We start from the raw sequence: 15504 nt of genomic DNA, 5'->3' as shown, positions 1-15504 counted from the left end.
CAGCGTCGGCCGGGGGAGAACCGCCGGTTAGAGTGACCGTCGTGACGATGCTGCCCGACCGCCGCCTGCTGCTGGTCCACGCGCACCCCGACGACGAGTCGATCGGCACCGGCTCGACGATGGCCCACTACGCCGCCGACGGCGCGCACGTCACGCTGGTGACCTGCACGCTCGGCGAGGAGGGCGAGATCCACGTGCCCGCGCTGGCGCAGCTCGCCGCCGCCGAGGCCGACCAGCTCGGCGGATACCGCGTGGCCGAGCTGGCCGCCGCGTGCGCCGCGCTCGGCGTCAGCGACCACCGCTTCCTCGGCGGCGCCGGCCGCTACCGTGACTCGGGGATGATGGGGCTCGCGACAAACGAGCACCCCCGGGCCTTCTGGCAGGCCGACCTCGACGAGGCCGCCGGGCACCTCGTGGAGATCATGCGGGAGGTACGCCCGCAGGTGCTCGTCACGTACGACCCGAACGGCTTCTACGGCCACCCCGACCACATCCAGGCGCACCGGGTGGCCATGCGCGCCGTCGAGTTGGCCACCGCCGAGGGCTGCGCCCCGCTCAAGGTCTACTGGACGGCCCTGCCGCTCAGCGTCCTGGAGGCCGGCATGACCCATTTCGCCGAGTCCTCCGACAACCCGTTCGGCGGCATCGAGAACATCGCCGACCTGCCGTTCGGCACCCCGGACGCCCAGATCGCCGCCCGGATCGACGGCACCGACCAGCACACGGCCAAGGAGGCCGCGATGCGGGCGCACGCCACCCAGATCCCGGCCAACTCGTGGCTCTACTCGATCGCCGGCAACTTCGGTGGCGAGTTCATGGGCGTGGAGTTCTTCACCCTCGCGGTCGGTGAGAAGGGCCCGGGCGCCGGGCCGTACGGCTGGGAGGACGACCTCTTCGCCGGCCTGCCCGCGGAGACCGCCCCGGACCGGTCCCCGGTCGCGGCGGCGGGTCTGCGGTGACAGTGCCGGCCGCACCGATGACGGTCGAGGAGGACCAGGAAGCCCCGCCCCCGGCGGGGCCACCGCCGCGACTGCTGGACCTGGGCGTCCGGCTGGTCGGTGGGATCGTCGTGGTCCTCGCCGGTGTGCTGACCGGCGTACTGGAGCTGCTGCTCGCCACGCTCCGCGTCGGCGGGCACCTGGTCGGCGTGTCGGTGCTCCTCGCCATCGGCGCCAACATCCTGCTGAGCTGGTTCGCGTACGAGGCGGTGGGCCGTCGCTGGGCGGTGGCGCTGCCGGCGGTGCCGTGGTTCGCGCTGATGGCGGTCGCCGCCATCCGGACCAACGAGGGTGACCTGTTGCTGGCCGGCGACAACTGGGTCGGGCTGGCCATGATCGTGGCCGGCGCGATGACCTTCGCGGTGATGGGCTTCCGGCAGATCCTCGCCCCGCAGCCGACCACGCTCGGCGGCTGACGCCGCGCTGGTTTGGTTGCTGCCGGGTGATGACGGCTCCCAGGTAAGGGTGGTAGATATTCCTGCCAGGGATGCGAGCCCCGCGACGGGGGCGTACGGCAGGAGGGTCCGGCGATGGACAAGCGGTGGCGTGACCTCGGGGTGCTCGTAGCAGCGCTGTTCGCGGTCAACGTGGTCGCCCGACTGATCACCCGGTTCGGCTTCGACGGTGACGACACCGCCGCCGACCGGGTGTCGCTGGCGATGTTCACGGTGATCGGCCTGATCCTCGCCGTGGTCGCCTTCCGCTGGGGCCGACGCCGGCCGCTGGCGGGCTGGGCCGCCGACATGGCTCTCGTGGTGCCGGTGGCGATGCTGCTGACCGTGCTGGTCGGGCCCCTGCTGGTCGGTCACAACCCGTTCGCCGGCGGCGCTGGGACGTTCTTCGCCCAGATCTGGCTCTACCTGCTCGCCACCGGCGCCGGGTTGCTGATCGGCTACCTGGTGCTCACCGCGCTCGGCCGTGACTACCGCTCTCAGCAGCTCAAGCGGTACGCGGAGGTCAAGGCCGCGAAGCCCCGCCGCGTCGTCCGCCGCTGACACCCGGCCGTCCCGACGTTGTGGCCGCCCGGCCGCCGCCGCGCCCGGCGGCGGCCGAGGTCAGTTCGGGGCGACCCGGGTCAGGTAGGAGTGGTGGGTGACGAGGCCGAGCCGCTGGTAGAGCGCGACCGCCGCCGTGTTGCGCTGCTCGACCTGGAGGAACGCGTGCGTCGCGCCACCCGACACGCCCCAACTGGCCAGCTCGTGGATCACGCGGCGGGCCAACCCCTGACGGCGGGCCGCCGGTACCACCTCGATCAGGCTGAGGCCCAACCAGCGCCCCTGGCCGGTCACCGTGCCGCGGCCGACGGCCACCAGGGCGTTGTCGGCGTACACGTGGGCGAAGCGGACCTGGTCCACGGCGGTGAGGACGTGCCGGGCGGCGTCCGGCAGACCTCCCTTGCGGCCGGCGGCGATGGCCAACCACTCGTCGCTGGGCGCGGTGGCCAGCTCGACGACCGCACTGGCCCACCTGTCGGCCCGGCCGCTGTCGGGTGTCGACGCCGGCAGGGGCAGTGGCGCGGTCTGCACCAGCGTCGGCGGGCGGGTGCCCCAGCCGCGGGCGTCAAGTTCGGCGCCGACCGGAGCGGCGAGGGGCAGCGGCGTGTTGATCAACGCGGGTTGCCCCAGCTCGGCGTACCAGCGCTCCACCGCGTCGACAGCGGCGGCCAGTGGCCGGTCCGGGTCGCCGATCGGCAGCGCCGAGTTGGCGCGCCCGGTCCAGCCCTCGGCCGACCGGAGCAGCCAGTCACCGAGTCTGCCCCGGGTCGGTGCCGGCCAGGCCTCGTCGGCGGCGCGTTCCAGCGCCACGACCGCCGCGGCGGTCGGCCGACGGGTCGGCGGAACGCGCTTGGCGCGGTGCACCTGCGCCACCGGCACCCGAAGCGGCCCCTGAGCGGTGGCCAGCGTGAGATGAGTCTCGCTCAGCTCGACCAGCTCGCCGAGGGCATCGGAAAATTGTGGGCGGCCTTCGCGAATCCCCACAATCCGGCGGACCACGATTCGGTGTCCCACATCCTGCTGTCGGAGCACGATCGACCCCCTCCCCGGCGAGATACTAGGCTCTTACCGTCGCGGGAGATCGCGGCGAGTCTTGCGGAGGAGAAGACCGGTGACCTACATCATCGCCGAGCCGTGCGTAGATGTGCTCGACAAGGCATGCATCGAGGAGTGCCCGGTCGACTGCATTTACGAGGGCAATCGGATGCTCTACATCCACCCCGACGAGTGCGTCGACTGTGGTGCCTGTGAGCCCGTCTGCCCCGTGGAGGCGATCTTCTACGAGGACGACGTCCCGGAGCAGTGGAAGGACTACACCGGCGCGAACTACGAGTTCTTCGAGGACCTGGGCTCGCCCGGTGGCGCCTCGAAGGTCGGCAAGGTGGAGAAGGACGCCACCTTCGTCGCCGCGCAGCCGCCGCGCGGCGAGGGCCACTGAACCGGCCCGCGCCGGTCTCGTCGCGGCTGCCCGAGTTCACCTGGGACACCCTGGACGCCGCGGCCACGCTGGCCGCGGCGCATCCGGAGGGCCTGATCAACCTCTCCATGGGTACGCCGGTCGACCCGGTGCCCGAGGTGATCCGGCGGGCGTTGGCTGACGCGTCCGATGCTCCCGGTTACCCGCTGACCGCCGGCACCCCGGCGCTGCGGGCCGCGATCGCGGCGTGGGTGTCCCGAGCCTGCGGCGCCGGCGTCGACGGTCTCGGTGTGCTGCCGACCATCGGCTCGAAGGAGCTGGTGGCCTGGCTGCCCACGCTGCTCGGCATCGGCCCGGGTGACGTGGTGGTGGTGCCGTCGATCGCGTACCCCACCTACGAGGATGGCGCCCGGCTGGCCGGTGCCACAGTCGTTCGTACCGACTCGCTCACCTCGCTCGGGCCGACCCCGCGGGTCCGGTTGGTCTGGGTCAACTCGCCCGGCAACCCGACCGGCCGGGTGTTGCCCGCGGCGCACCTGCGCAAGGTGGTCGACTGGGCCCGCGAACGTGGCGCGGTGGTCGCGAGCGACGAGTGCTACCTGCCTCTGGGCTGGTCGGCCGACCCGGTGTCGGTGTTGTCTCCGCAGGTCAGCGGGGGCAGCTATGCCGGGGTGCTGGCCGTGCACTCGCTCTCCAAGCGGTCCAACCTCGCCGGCTACCGGGCCGGCTTCGTCGCCGGCGACCCGGCGCTCGTCGCCGAGCTGCTCAAGGTCCGCAAGCACGCCGGCATGATCGTGCCCGCGCCGGTGCAGGCGGCCATGGTGGCCGCGCTGGAGGACGAGCGACACGCCGAGGAGCAGCGTGAGCGTTACCGCGCCCGGCGGGAGGTGCTCGCCGCGGCGTTCACCGGTGCCGGGTTCACCGTCGAGCACTCCGAGGCGGGCCTGTACCTCTGGCTGACCAGGGGCGAGGACTGCTGGCAGACGGTCGACTGGCTGGCCCGACGCGGCATCCTGGTCGCGGCCGGCGTCTTCTACGGCCCGACGGCCGGGCAGCATGTCCGGGTCGCGCTGACCGAGTCCGACGAGCACATCGCCGGCGTCGCGGCGCGCCTCACCTGATCGCGGCTCCGGGACGGTCGAGCATGGTGGACAGGCCAGGTGCGCGGATGCGGGCGGCGGTCGTCGGCACCGGCCTGATCGGTGGCTCGGTGCTGCTCCGGCTGGTCGCCGCCGGCATCGACGTCATCGGGTGGGACCCGGACGAGGCCACCCGGCGGGAGACCCGCCGGGTGGGCGTACCCGCGCCGGACCGCCTGGTCGAGGCGGTGACCGACCGGGACGTGGTCTTCCTGTGCGGGCCGTTGCCCACCCTGCCGGCGACGCTGGTCGAGGTGGCGGCGATGACCGGTGAGCGTTGTGTGCTGACCGACGTCGGTAGCACCAAGGAGCAGGTGGCGGCGTTCGCCGCCGCGCAGGGGCTGACGCACCGGTTCGTGCCCGGCCACCCGATGGCGGGCACCGACCGGGCGGGCTTGACGGCCGCGCGACCGGACCTGCTCACCGGCGCGGCCTGGGTGCTCTGTCCGGCTCCCGGCCCGGCCACCACCGCGTTCCGTTGGCTGGCCGAGCTGCTGGTGGAGGTCTTCGAAGCCCGGGTGGTGCCGATGTCCGCCGCGGAGCACGACTCGGCCGCCGCGCTCGCCTCACACGTGCCGCACCTGCTCGCCGGCGCGCTGGCCGGCGCCGTGCACCGCGCACCGCTGCGCGACGCGATCCTCGCGCTCGCCGCCGGCAGCTTCTCCGACGGCACCCGGGTCGCCGGAACCCCGGCCGATCGGACCGCCAACATGCTGCTCGGCAACCGGGACCGGGTGCTGCGTGAGCTGGCCGGGGTGACCGCGTTCCTGGACGACCTGACCGCCGCGCTGCGCGCCGACGACGCCGCGGCGCTCACCGCACGCTACGACGAGGCGCGGGCCTCCCGGGTGGCGCTGCGCGACCGGCGGTTCGACGCGTACGACAGGCAGTTCCCGGCCGGTGGTGACCACGCCGCAGAGGTGTCCTGGTTGCGCGAGCTGGGGGTGGCCGGCGGCTACCTGACCGGCCTGCACGCCGACGCGGACACTGTCTCCTACGCGGCAAGGCGCCCCGTCGCTGACTAGGCTGAGGGGCATGGCGGTGGATGGTCCGGTGGTGCAGGTGCGCGGCGAGGCGTACCGGGAGGTGCCGCCCGAACTGGCCCGGTTCGCGGTCACCGCGACAGCCCGCGACCGGGACCGGGAGGCGACGCTGACCCGGTTGGCCGAGCGGGCCGCAGCGGTCCGGGTGCTGCTGGACGGTTCCGGGCCGGCGGTGGCCCGGCGGGAGACCGGCGACCTGCGGGTGCGTCCGGAGACCCGGCGCTCGGGTGAGCGGGTGGTCGCCTGGCACGGCAGTGTCACCACCACCGTCACTGTCACCGACTTCACCGCGCTGGGTGAGCTGATGCTCCGGCTCGCCGACCAGGACCAGGTCGAGGTGGCCGGTCCGTGGTGGGAGCTTCGTCCGGACAGCCCCGCCCATCGTGCGGCCCGGCATGCCGCGATCAGCGACGCGCTGCTGCGGGCCCGGGAGTACGCGGAGGCGCTGGGTGCCCGGGTCACCTCGTTGATCGAGCTGGCCGACGCGGGCCCCGCCGACCGGCCGATGTTCGCCCGTGCGGCCTTTGCCGGGGGTGGTGGCGCGGGCGGTGGTCCGCCGGAGCTCGAGCTGGACCCGCAGCCACAGACTGTGCAGGCGGCGGTGCAGGCGCGGTTCACCATCAGCGACCCGGTTCTGGGCTGATGCCGCCGGCCCGGGTGCTGTCCGCCGACGAGTTGGTGGCGCGGGCGTCGGTGCTCGCCGAGGCCGGCCCGCGACAACTGCTCGGCATCGCCGGCGCACCGGGCGCCGGGAAGTCCACCCTGGCGGAGCGGATCGTCGCCGAGATCGGGTCGGCCGCCCGCCTGGTGCCGATGGACGGCTTCCACCTGGCGCAGTCGCAACTGGTTCGCCTGGGCCTCGCCGACCGCAAGGGCGCCGTGGACACCTTCGACGCCAACGGGTACGTCTCGCTGCTGCGCCGGCTGCACCGGTTGGAGCCGACGTCGGTCTACGCGCCGGAGTTCCGCCGGGAGCTGGAGGAGCCGGTGGCCGGCGCGATCGAGGTGCCGCCGTCGGTCCGGCTGGTGGTGACGGAGGGCAACTACCTGCTGTTGTCGGATTTCCCCTGGCAGGAGATCCGACCGCTGCTGCACGAGGCGTGGTTTCTCGACCTGGACGCCGAGGTGCGGCACCGCCGGCTGACCGCCCGGCACGAGGCGTTCGGTCGGTCCGCGGAGCAGGCGCGGGCGTGGGCGCTGGGTAGCGACGAGTCGAACGCCGCTCTGATCACCCCCACCGCCGACCGGGCCGACCTGGTCGTACGCCTGTCGGATCCGCCGACGGTCTAGCCGAGTTCGCGGACCGGCCGGGCCGGGTTGCCGACGGCCACCACGTTGGCGGGCAGGTCCCGGGTGACCACCGCGCCCGCGCCGACGACGGTGTCCGCGCCGATCGTCACGCCGGCCAGCACGATCGCGCCACCGCCGAGCCACACGTTGTCGCCAATGGTGATCGGCTTGGCCGCCTCCCACTTGTCCCGTCGCGGGCCGGGCTCGACCGGATGCGTCGGGGTGAGTAGCTGCACGTTCGGCCCGACCTGAACGTCCGCGCCGAGGGTGATCGGGGCGACGTCGAGGAAGACCGCGTTGTAGTTGACGAAGCTGCGCGGGCCGATCCGGATCTGCCAGCCGTAGTCGCAGTAGAACGGTGGGCGGACCCAGGTGTCCTCGCCCAGTTCGCCGAGCAGTTCACGCAGTGCGGCGATCCGGGCCTGCGGATCGGCCGCGGGACTGGTGTTGAAGCGCTCCATCAGCCGGGCGGCCCGGTCCAGATCGGCGATGATATCGGGATCGTCGGCGATGTATGGCTCGCCGGCGAGCATCTTGTCCTTCATGGAGGTCACCGCCCGATCATGCCGGCCCGGTTCGTCGGCTCGTGGCGGGTCCGTCACTTTTCGGTCTTCTTTTTGCATACTCAGTATGCAATTCTGGGTTGTCAATGTGACTCCATCCATCAAGACGCTTGACCAGGAGGATCCGTTGCACCAGGGAAGAAGATTGGCCGCTCTCGGCCTCGTGTTCGCGCTGGCGCTCTCCGCGCCGGCTCCCGTCTCAGCCGCACCCGCCGTGCCCACCCCACCGGTTGGCGCCGGCCCACAGTCCACTGCGGGTGGACCCACCGCCAACCGCTCGACCACCGTCACGCTGATCACCGGTGACCGGGTCACCGTCACCACGTCCGGCGCTTCGGTCCGGCCTGGCGCCGGCCGCGAGGACGTGCAGTTCCTGGTCCAGCGCGAGCGCGGACGCCTCACAGTGACGCCGACGGACGCGGTGCCGTTGCTGCGCTCCGGCCGGGTGGACCGGCGACTCTTCGACGTCACCGGGCTGGTCGAGGCGGGTTACGACGACGCCCACCGCAACACCCTGCCGCTGCTGGTGGAGTACGGCTCGACGGGGACCGCCCGGCGTGCCTCGGCCGCCCTGCCCGGCACGCGGCTGACCCGCGACCTGCCGGTGATTCGCGGTGCCGCCCTGAACAGCGACAAGTCTTCCCTCGGCGGGGTCTGGGAGGCGGTCACCAGCGGTCCCGCCGGGGCTCGGCTCGACGCGGCGGGGGGCGTCGAGCGGATCTGGCTGGACGGCCGTCGACGGGTGACCCTCGACCACAGCGTGCCCCAGATCGGCGCGCCCGCCGCCTGGGCGGCCGGGTTCACCGGCGCGGGAGTGTCCGTCGCGGTGCTGGACACCGGCGTCGACGCGACCCACCCGGATCTGGCCGGCAAGGTGGCCGAGGCGCGCAACTTCACCGAGGTCGCCGACGCTCGGGACATGGTCGGCCACGGCACCCACGTGGCCTCGACCATCGCGGGCAGCGGCGCCGCTGCCGGCGGGAAGTACCGGGGTGTGGCGCCGGACGCGACGCTGCTGGACGGCAAGGTCTGTGAGGACACCGGCTGCTCCGATTCGGCGATCCTCGCCGGCATGCAGTGGGCCGCGGTGGAGAAGAAGGCCGCCGTGGTCAACATGAGCCTCAGCGGCTGGGACACCCCGGAGGCCGACCCGCTGGAGGAGGCGGTGCAGACCCTGACCGCCCAGACCGGCACCCTCTTCGTCCTCGCCGCCGGCAACGACGGCATGGACGGCTCGGTCGGCTCCCCGGCCAGCGCCGACGCCGGGCTCGCCGTGGGCGCGGTGGACCGCGACGACGAACTGGCCGACTTCTCCAGCCGTGGCCCGCGAGTCGGCGACGACGCGCTGAAGCCGGACATCACCGCGCCCGGCGTCGACATCGTCGCCGCGCGGTCAGCCAACGGCGTCATCGGCGATCCGGTGGGGGACCGCTACGTCACCCTCTCCGGCACCTCGATGGCCACCCCGCACGTGGCCGGTTCGGCCGCGCTGCTGGCCCAGCAGCACCCGGGATGGCGGGCCGACCGGCTCAAGGCCACCCTGATGGCAGCCGCCAAGCCACACCCGGACCAGACCGCCTACCAGCAGGGTGCCGGGCGGATCGACGTCGCACACGCGATCACCCAGCAGCTCACCACCGACCCGGTCAGCGTCTCGTTCGGACGTACGCTCTGGCCGCACGGTGACGACGCCCCGATCACCCGCACGGTGACCTGGCGCAACGACGGTCCGGCGGCGGTCACCGTGGACCTGAGCATCGAGGGCGCCGGCCCCGGCGGTCGGGCGCTACCGGCTGGCCTGTTCCAGTTGGGCGCCAGCCAACTCACAGTGCCGGCGGGCGGCACGGCCGCCACGACCGTCACCACCGACACCCGGCTCGGCGACGCCGACGGGTACTGGACCGGGCGGATCGTGGCCCGGTCCGGTGCGGCGGTCGCTGTCACCCCGCTGGCCGTGCACCGGGAGGTGGAGAGCTACACGCTCACCGTGGAGCACCTGGACCGCGCCGGCGCGCGCACCGCGGACCACTGGACGTCCCTCGTCGGAATGGACACCTACGGCTTCTGGGACCTCGTCAGTTCCGACGGGGTGGCCACCGCGCGGGTGCCCAAGGGGCACTACGGCCTCAGTGGCCTCGTCTTCGAGCCCGGTCCGGAGGATGAGCAGCCCGGGATGTCCCTGTTGATGCAGCCCGAGGTGGCCATCGAGCGGGACACCCGGATCGTCGTGGACGCCCGCCGGGCCAAGCCGGTGCGGACGACCGTTCCGGACCGGACCGCCGTCCCGCAACTGATCGACCTCAGTGGCAACTTCACCGCCGACGACGGCAGTGGGTACGGCGTCGGGCTCTGGGCGGAGACGTTCACCGGCCTGACCAGCGGTCAGCTCGGCAAGCAGGTCTCCGCCGACAAGTTCGTCGCCACCGTCAGCAGTAACTGGACCACGCCGGACTCGGCCAACAGCCCGTACCTGTACTCGCTGGCCGAGGCGATCCCGGGCCGGATGCCCACCGGGTTCGTCCGCGACTACGCCCGACGGGACCTGGCCACCGTCGTGCACAAGTTCCGCGGTGGCTACCCGGGCATGGAGGCCGAGCGGATCGTGCTCCCCGAGCTGGAGTACAACGTCGGCTACTCGGCCGTGATCCTGCCCACCGTCGTGCCCGGCCAGCGGGTCGAGTACTACAACACCATGGGCGTGAAGTGGGAATCCGAGGTCCTCTTCGGAACGGTGGACGAGGAAGGGTGGTTGATCCCGAAGGCAGCGCTCTTCTCCACCCCCACCGCGTACCGGGCCGGACGGACGGTCCACGAGATCTGGAACCAGGCGCCGTACACGCCGTCCTTCCCGACCCCGCGCTGGCCGCACCAGAGCGTCAGCCGAATCGGCGACACCATAGTGGTCGACGTGCCGATGTTCAGTGACGCGGCCGGGCACCCGGGCTTCTCGCTGAGCGACAGTGAGCACACCAAGCTCTGGCGCAACGGCACGCTGGTCGGCGAGAGCGAGTACGCCGGCTACGGGGAGTTCGCAGTGCCACCGGGCGCGGCGGACTACCGGCTCGTCACGTCGTCGAAGCGAAGCTTCACCGACCTGAGCACCGCTGTGGAGTCCAGTTGGACCTTCCGGTCGAGGCACGTCGCCGGTGAGACGCCGGTCCGACTGCCGCTGTCGGCGGTGCGCTTCGCGCCGTCGCTGCGGGTCGACAACAGCGCTCCGGCCGGTCAGGGCTTCGTCGTACCGGTCCGGGTGCAACGGCAGCCCGGCGCGCCGGCCACCCGGGTGGAGAAGCTCGCCGTCGACGTCTCGTACGACGGCGGAAAGACCTGGGGCAAGGCGAAGCTGGTCCGCACCTCCGCCGACGGCTGGTCGGCTCTGTTGCGGCATCCGGCCGGACCCGGCTACGTGTCGCTGCGGGCCACCGCCCGGGACACCGCCGGCAACACGGTGACCCAACGGATCATCCAGGCGTACCGGTTGCGCTGAGGCGTACCCCGTCCGGGTCCGCGGCCGAACGCCGCGGACCCGGCGGGGCCCGTCAGTCGTTGGCGTGCAGAGCGGCGTTCAGCTCGATGCCCCGGCCGGTGCGCGGTCGGGCCTCCAGCCCCCCGGTGACCGAGTTGCGCCAGAACAGCAGGCCGTCGACGCCGGACAGCTCCCGGGCCTTGACCACCCGGCCGTCGGGGAGCGTGATCTTCGACGCGGCGGTGATGTAGCAGCCGGCCTCGACCACACAGTCGTCGCCGAGTGAGATCCCGACGCCGGCGTTCGCGCCGACCAGGCTCCGCTCACCAATGCTGATCTTGTCGGTGCCGCCGCCGGAGAGGGTGCCCATGATGGAGGCCCCGCCGCCGATGTCGGAGCCGTCGCCGACCAGCACGCCCTGCACGATCCGCCCCTCGACCATCGAGGTGCCGACGGTGCCGGCGTTGAAGTTCACGAAGCCCTCGTGCATCACTGTGGTGCCGGCGGCCAGGTGCGCGCCGAGGCGGACCCGGTCGGCGTCGGCGATCCGCACACCGGAGGGCACCACGTAGTCCGTCATCCGGGGGAACTTGTCGACCCCGTACACCGCCAGGTGCCGGCCGGCGGCCCGCTCGATCACCCGCAGCTCGTCCACCCGCTCCGGGGGGCACGGCCCGGCGGACGTCCAGGCCACGTTGGCCAGCTTGCCGAAGATGCCGTCCAGGTTGAGCTGGTTGGGTCGCACCAGGCGGTGCGAGAGCAGGTGCAACCGGAGGTACGCGTCGGACGCGTCCTTGATCGGGTCGTCCAACGAGCCGATCACGGTCACCACCTGCACGGTACGCAGACCGGGCAGGGACCGGTCACCGAGCGCGGCCGGCGGCAGGTCGAGCACGTCCGCCTTGTCCTCGCCGGCGACCAGCGGCAGCTCGCCCAGGCCCAGCTTGCCGGTCGGGTACCAGGTATCGAGCACCTGCTCGTCTGCGGTGACCGTAGCCAGGCCGATGCCCCAGGCGGAATCTGCGGACGTCACTGTTACACCTCTCGGTCACTGCCGGGCCGACCTCGGCTCGCTCCTCGCGCTGACAGACCTGAAGGTACCGTGCGAACCATGGAGAACCCGCTGACCCCCGAGGTCCTCGCCGATCCGGTGCAGCTGACCCGCGCTCTGGTCGACATAGAGTCCGTGTCCCTCAACGAGAAGGCGATCGCCGACTGTGTCGAAGAGGTGCTGCGGGGCGTACCGCACCTGACCACCCACCGGCACGGCAACACTGTGATGGCGCGTACCGACCTCGGTCGGTCGCAGCGTGTCGTGCTGGCCGGGCACCTCGACACGGTGCCGTTGAACAACAACTTTCCGTCGACCATGCGCGGCGACCTGATGTACGGCTGCGGCACCTCCGACATGAAGTCCGGCACCGCGTACGCGCTGCACCTGGCGGTGACGCTGCCCGAGCCGCGCTACGACGTGACGTACTTCTTCTACGAGGCCGAGGAGATCGAGTCCCGGTACAACGGGCTCAACCTCGTCGCCCAGGCATTCCCGCAGTGGTTGCAGGCGGACTTCGCGGTGCTGCTGGAGCCGACGTACGGCATCGTCGAGGCGGGCTGCCAGGGCACGATGCGCTCGGTGGTCACCACGACCGGCGTACGCGCCCACTCGGCGCGCTCCTGGCACGGGGTCAACGCCATCCACGCCGCCAGCGAGGTGCTGCGACGCCTCCAGACGTACGAGGCACGCCGGGTCACCATCGACGGGTGCGACTACCGCGAGGGCATGAACGCGGTACGGATCAACGGTGGGGTGGCCGGCAACGTGGTTCCCGACCTCTGTGAGGTCGAGGTCAACTACCGGTTCGCCCCGGACCGCACCCCGGCCGAGGCGGAGGCGCACCTGCGTGAGGTGTTCGCCGGCTTCGAGGTGACCGTCACCGACACCGCTGCCGGTGCCGCGCCCGGGCTCGACGCGGCCCCCGCGAAGGAGTTCCTGGCGGCGGTCGGCGCCGCGCCGATCGGCAAGCTGGGCTGGACGGACGTGGCCCGGTTCGCGGCGATGGGCATTCCCGCGCTGAACTTCGGCCCGGGCGACCCGAACCTCGCCCACCACCCCGACGAGCACGTCGAGATCAGCAAGATCCGCGATGGTGCGGCAACCCTGCACCGCTGGCTGGCCCCGGCCTGACCCTGGTCGCCCCGTCGCGTCCGGTCGCCCCGGTGATCAAGAGGTTTGCGTCAGCCTGGCCCGTTGTCGGCGACGCAAACCTCTTGATCGGCTCCAGAGGGGGTGGGGGAGGTGGGGATTGGGTTCTGCTGGCGGGTGCGGCGGCGTTCGGCCACCACGTCTCGGATCCGTCGCTGCATCTGGCGACGGATCCGGATCATCTCGTTGTTGCTGATCACGCTGTCTCCTCCCCCGAAGGCGCGCGCCGGGGCATACCCGGTATGTGAATAGTAAGACGTACGGGAGCGCCGAATAGTTGCCCATGATCCCGAACAATTTCTCGGCGTCCCCGCCCCGCGCACCCGGCCGGTGCTGCTCCACTACGGTTGCCCCATGAGCCAGAGCAACGGGCGGGAGGCCGGTCGCGGTCCGGGACAGGAGCGGCATCGCGGTGCGGTCACCCTGCGCAGAGGGGCGATCCCGAGCAGCACCGCCGACCAGCGACTGCTGGATTCACGGGGGCGGGGTGACTGGAAGACCAAGGACGCCTGGCGCGCGCTGCGCATCCTCGCCGAGTTCGTCGAGGGTTTCGACACCCTCGCCGACGTGCCGTCCGCGGTCAGCGTCTTCGGCTCCGCACGCAGCGCGCCGGACAGCGCCGAGTGCCAGTTGGCCGAGCAGCTGGGCGGTGCGCTGGCCCGAGCCGGCTACGCGGTGATCACCGGAGGTGGGCCCGGCGTGATGGAGGCCGCCAACCGGGGCGCCAGCGAGGCCGGTGGGCTCTCCGTGGGTCTCGGCATCGAGCTTCCGTTCGAGCAGGGCATCAACGACTGGGTCGACCTGGCCATCGACTTCCGTTACTTCTTCGCCCGTAAGACGATGTTCGTCAAGTACGCCCAGGCGTTCGTCGTGCTGCCCGGCGGGTTCGGCACCATGGACGAGTTGTTCGAGGCGCTCACCCTGGTGCAGACCGGCAAGGTCACCCGGTTCCCGGTGGTGCTCATGGGCGTCGCCTACTGGCAGGGCCTGCTGGACTGGCTGCGCGGCACGATGGCCGCCACCGGCAAGATCGGGCCGGTCGACCTGGACCTGATCTGCCTCACCGACGACGTCAACGAGGCGGTCCGGTACATCGTCGAATCGGAGGCCGTGCTCTCCGCCGAGCAGGAGGCCGTTCGCGAGGAGGCTGTCGCGCGCACCGACGCAGACCAGCAGGCCGCAGCCGCTCAGGCTCGGGACCACGACTGATGGCGGCGATCTGCGTCTTCTGCGCCTCCTCCCGTACCCTCGATCAGCGCTGGTTGGATCTGGCCGCCGAGACCGGCGCGGAGCTGGCCCGACGCGGGCACACGCTGGTCAGCGGTGGTGGCTGCGTCGGCATGATGGGCGCGCTGGCGGACGGCGCCCGATCCGCCGGTGGGCGCACCGTCGGCGTGATCCCGCAGTCGCTGGTCGATCTGGAGGTCGCCGACCTGGCCTCGGACGAGCTGCTGGTGACCGACTCGATGGCCAGCCGTAAGACCTTGATGATCGACAAGTCGGATGCCTTCCTCACCCTGCCCGGCGGGCTGGGCACCCTGGACGAGTTGTTCGAGGTCTGGACCACCGCCACCCTCGCCCTGCACGCCAAGCCGATGGTGCTGATCGACACCGACGGGTTCTACCGCCCCCTGCTGGACTGGCTCGACGCGCTGGCCGACCAGACCTTCCTCAAGCCCGCCGGCCGCGATCTCCTGACGGTCACCACCACCGTCACCGAGGCCCTCGATGTCCTGGAATCCCACCTGACCTGACCACCCCGCTCCGGTTGGGCCGCGGTGATCATGGAGTTGGCGACGCCGCCGTCGGCGTGTCGCGCAGCTAACCTCATGATCGACGGGGGTGGATGGGGTGTGGTGTGGGGTGGGATTTGGGCGGGTGGGTGTCGTATGGGTCTGATGGGATGAGCTGATGCAGGCGTACCGGTTGGTGCGGCGGCCCGGAGGGCCGGCGCGGGGGGACGGGGCGACGCCTGACAGCGCTTCCGGCGCCGGCGGCGGCTGGCGGGCCGATCCGGTGCAGGCCGAGGTGGTCGGGCACACCGACGGGCCGATGCTCGTGCTCGGCGGCCCGGGCACCGGCAAGACCAGCACGCTGGTCGAGGCGGTCGCCGCCCGGGTGGCCGAGGGGGTCGACCCCGAACGGATCCTGGTGCTGACCTTCGGCCGCCGAGGCGCCACCGCGCTGCGACAGCGCATCGAGGCCCGGATCGCGCAGGACGGCCACCGGGTGCTGCGCGAGCCGCTGGTGCGCACCTTCCCGGCGTACGCCTTCGGGCTGCTCCGCCGTGCCGCCGCCGAGCGGGGTGAACCGTCGCCCCGGCTGCTCACCGGCCCCGAGCAGGATCTGATCATCCGTGAGCTGCTGGACGTGGTGGGCGAGGAGCCCGA

Annotated in this window: 17 protein-coding genes; 13 read left to right on the top strand and 4 right to left on the bottom strand. The window is 72.1% G+C overall.

Annotated features, from left to right (window positions below):
- Positions 1-32 precede the first annotated feature (32 nt).
- The 3 genes from mshB to KBX08_RS25375 all read left to right on the top strand — a co-directional run bounded on the left by mshB (position 33) and on the right by KBX08_RS25375 (position 1993).
- Positions 33-959: an N-acetyl-1-D-myo-inositol-2-amino-2-deoxy-alpha-D-glucopyranoside deacetylase gene (mshB, locus tag KBX08_RS25385; RefSeq protein WP_210785875.1), complete on the top strand. Its 927-nt coding sequence runs from the start codon at positions 33-35 to the stop codon at positions 957-959.
- A gap of 17 nt (positions 960-976) precedes the next feature.
- Complete coding sequence (locus KBX08_RS25380; RefSeq protein WP_210785874.1) at positions 977-1414, top strand: hypothetical protein; 438 nt, start codon at positions 977-979, stop codon at positions 1412-1414.
- A 114-nt stretch (positions 1415-1528) separates the two neighbouring features.
- Positions 1529-1993 carry a hypothetical protein gene (locus KBX08_RS25375; protein ID WP_210785873.1) on the top strand — a complete coding sequence of 155 codons (465 nt, stop codon included), beginning with the start codon at positions 1529-1531 and terminating at the stop codon, positions 1991-1993.
- Positions 1994-2053: 60 nt separating this feature from the next.
- On the opposite strand, the gene KBX08_RS25370 is transcribed toward KBX08_RS25375, so the two are convergent.
- Positions 2054-3025 carry a GNAT family N-acetyltransferase gene (locus tag KBX08_RS25370; RefSeq protein ID WP_210785872.1) on the bottom strand — a complete coding sequence of 324 codons (972 nt, stop codon included), beginning with the start codon at positions 3023-3025 and terminating at the stop codon, positions 2054-2056.
- Between the two features lie 79 nt (positions 3026-3104).
- On the opposite strand from KBX08_RS25370, the gene fdxA reads away from it, so the two are divergent.
- The 5 genes from fdxA to KBX08_RS25345 are packed head-to-tail and all read left to right on the top strand — an operon-like array spanning position 3105 to position 6882.
- Positions 3105-3431, top strand: coding sequence for a ferredoxin (gene fdxA / locus KBX08_RS25365; RefSeq protein WP_030490464.1), 327 nt, complete (start codon positions 3105-3107; stop codon positions 3429-3431).
- Positions 3428-4531 (top strand): succinyldiaminopimelate transaminase, encoded by a 1104-nt coding sequence (gene dapC, locus KBX08_RS25360; RefSeq protein WP_282102894.1) that lies wholly within the window; start codon positions 3428-3430, stop codon positions 4529-4531. The genes fdxA and dapC overlap by 4 nt, the downstream gene beginning before the upstream one ends.
- A 47-nt stretch (positions 4532-4578) precedes the next feature.
- Entirely contained in the window at positions 4579-5574 is a 996-nt protein-coding gene (locus tag KBX08_RS25355; protein ID WP_247670041.1) for a prephenate dehydrogenase/arogenate dehydrogenase family protein, read from the top strand.
- Positions 5575-5584: 10 nt separating this feature from the next.
- Positions 5585-6235 (top strand): SIMPL domain-containing protein, encoded by a 651-nt coding sequence (locus KBX08_RS25350; RefSeq protein WP_091406191.1) that lies wholly within the window; start codon positions 5585-5587, stop codon positions 6233-6235.
- On the top strand, positions 6235-6882 hold the full coding sequence (locus KBX08_RS25345) for a nucleoside/nucleotide kinase family protein (RefSeq protein WP_210785870.1): 648 nt from the start codon (positions 6235-6237) through the stop codon (positions 6880-6882). The genes KBX08_RS25350 and KBX08_RS25345 overlap by 1 nt, the downstream gene beginning before the upstream one ends.
- On the opposite strand, the gene KBX08_RS25340 is transcribed toward KBX08_RS25345, so the two are convergent.
- Positions 6879-7436, bottom strand: coding sequence for a sugar O-acetyltransferase (locus KBX08_RS25340; RefSeq protein ID WP_238690261.1), 558 nt, complete (start codon positions 7434-7436; stop codon positions 6879-6881). The two genes, KBX08_RS25345 and KBX08_RS25340, sit on opposite strands and share 4 nt — an antisense overlap.
- Positions 7437-7512: 76 nt before the next feature.
- On the opposite strand from KBX08_RS25340, the gene KBX08_RS25335 reads away from it, so the two are divergent.
- Positions 7513-10932 (top strand): S8 family serine peptidase, encoded by a 3420-nt coding sequence (locus KBX08_RS25335; RefSeq protein WP_210785869.1) that lies wholly within the window; start codon positions 7513-7515, stop codon positions 10930-10932.
- Between the two features lie 52 nt (positions 10933-10984).
- Here the strand turns inward: KBX08_RS25335 and dapD are convergent, their stop codons facing one another.
- Positions 10985-11944 carry a 2,3,4,5-tetrahydropyridine-2,6-dicarboxylate N-succinyltransferase gene (dapD, locus tag KBX08_RS25330; RefSeq protein WP_091406183.1) on the bottom strand — a complete coding sequence of 320 codons (960 nt, stop codon included), beginning with the start codon at positions 11942-11944 and terminating at the stop codon, positions 10985-10987.
- Between the two features lie 78 nt (positions 11945-12022).
- On the opposite strand from dapD, the gene dapE reads away from it, so the two are divergent.
- Entirely contained in the window at positions 12023-13096 is a 1074-nt protein-coding gene (gene dapE / locus KBX08_RS25325) for a succinyl-diaminopimelate desuccinylase (protein ID WP_210785868.1), read from the top strand.
- Positions 13097-13146: 50 nt separating this feature from the next.
- On the opposite strand, the gene KBX08_RS25320 is transcribed toward dapE, so the two are convergent.
- Positions 13147-13314 carry a hypothetical protein gene (locus KBX08_RS25320; RefSeq protein WP_210785896.1) on the bottom strand — a complete coding sequence of 56 codons (168 nt, stop codon included), beginning with the start codon at positions 13312-13314 and terminating at the stop codon, positions 13147-13149.
- A gap of 154 nt (positions 13315-13468) precedes the next feature.
- Here KBX08_RS25320 and KBX08_RS25315 point away from each other — a divergent pair, with 154 nt between their 5' ends.
- From KBX08_RS25315 to KBX08_RS25305, 3 genes are all read left to right on the top strand, one after another.
- On the top strand, positions 13469-14323 hold the full coding sequence (locus tag KBX08_RS25315; protein ID WP_210785867.1) for a TIGR00730 family Rossman fold protein: 855 nt from the start codon (positions 13469-13471) through the stop codon (positions 14321-14323).
- Positions 14323-14868, top strand: a complete 546-nt coding sequence (locus KBX08_RS25310; protein WP_091406178.1) for a TIGR00730 family Rossman fold protein — start codon at positions 14323-14325, stop codon at positions 14866-14868. Before KBX08_RS25315 ends, KBX08_RS25310 begins: the two co-directional genes overlap by 1 nt.
- Before the next feature lie 157 nt (positions 14869-15025).
- Positions 15026-15504, top strand: a 479-nt coding sequence (locus KBX08_RS25305; RefSeq protein ID WP_210785866.1) for a UvrD-helicase domain-containing protein, incomplete at its 3' end; no start/stop codon positions are given.

Origin of the sequence: Micromonospora sp. H61 (assembly GCF_018070325.1) — a bacterium.
GTDB lineage: Bacteria > Actinomycetota > Actinomycetes > Mycobacteriales > Micromonosporaceae > Micromonospora > Micromonospora salmantinae.
This window is presented reverse-complemented; position numbering and strand designations above follow the sequence as displayed.

Excerpts from the sequence above, each read along its gene's own strand:
- KBX08_RS25380 (WP_210785874.1), top strand. The coding sequence starts at position 977 with ATGACGGTCGAGGAGGACCAGGAAGCCCCGCCCCCGGCGGGGCCACCG.
- KBX08_RS25375 (WP_210785873.1), top strand. The coding sequence starts at position 1,529 with ATGGACAAGCGGTGGCGTGACCTCGGGGTGCTCGTAGCAGCGCTGTTC.
- KBX08_RS25355 (WP_247670041.1), top strand. The coding sequence starts at position 4,579 with ATGCGGGCGGCGGTCGTCGGCACCGGCCTGATCGGTGGCTCGGTGCTG.
- KBX08_RS25350 (WP_091406191.1), top strand. The coding sequence starts at position 5,585 with ATGGCGGTGGATGGTCCGGTGGTGCAGGTGCGCGGCGAGGCGTACCGG.
- KBX08_RS25345 (WP_210785870.1), top strand. The coding sequence starts at position 6,235 with ATGCCGCCGGCCCGGGTGCTGTCCGCCGACGAGTTGGTGGCGCGGGCG.
- KBX08_RS25335 (WP_210785869.1), top strand. The coding sequence starts at position 7,513 with ATGCAATTCTGGGTTGTCAATGTGACTCCATCCATCAAGACGCTTGAC.
- dapE (WP_210785868.1), top strand. The coding sequence starts at position 12,023 with ATGGAGAACCCGCTGACCCCCGAGGTCCTCGCCGATCCGGTGCAGCTG.
- KBX08_RS25315 (WP_210785867.1), top strand. The coding sequence starts at position 13,469 with ATGAGCCAGAGCAACGGGCGGGAGGCCGGTCGCGGTCCGGGACAGGAG.
- KBX08_RS25310 (WP_091406178.1), top strand. The coding sequence starts at position 14,323 with ATGGCGGCGATCTGCGTCTTCTGCGCCTCCTCCCGTACCCTCGATCAG.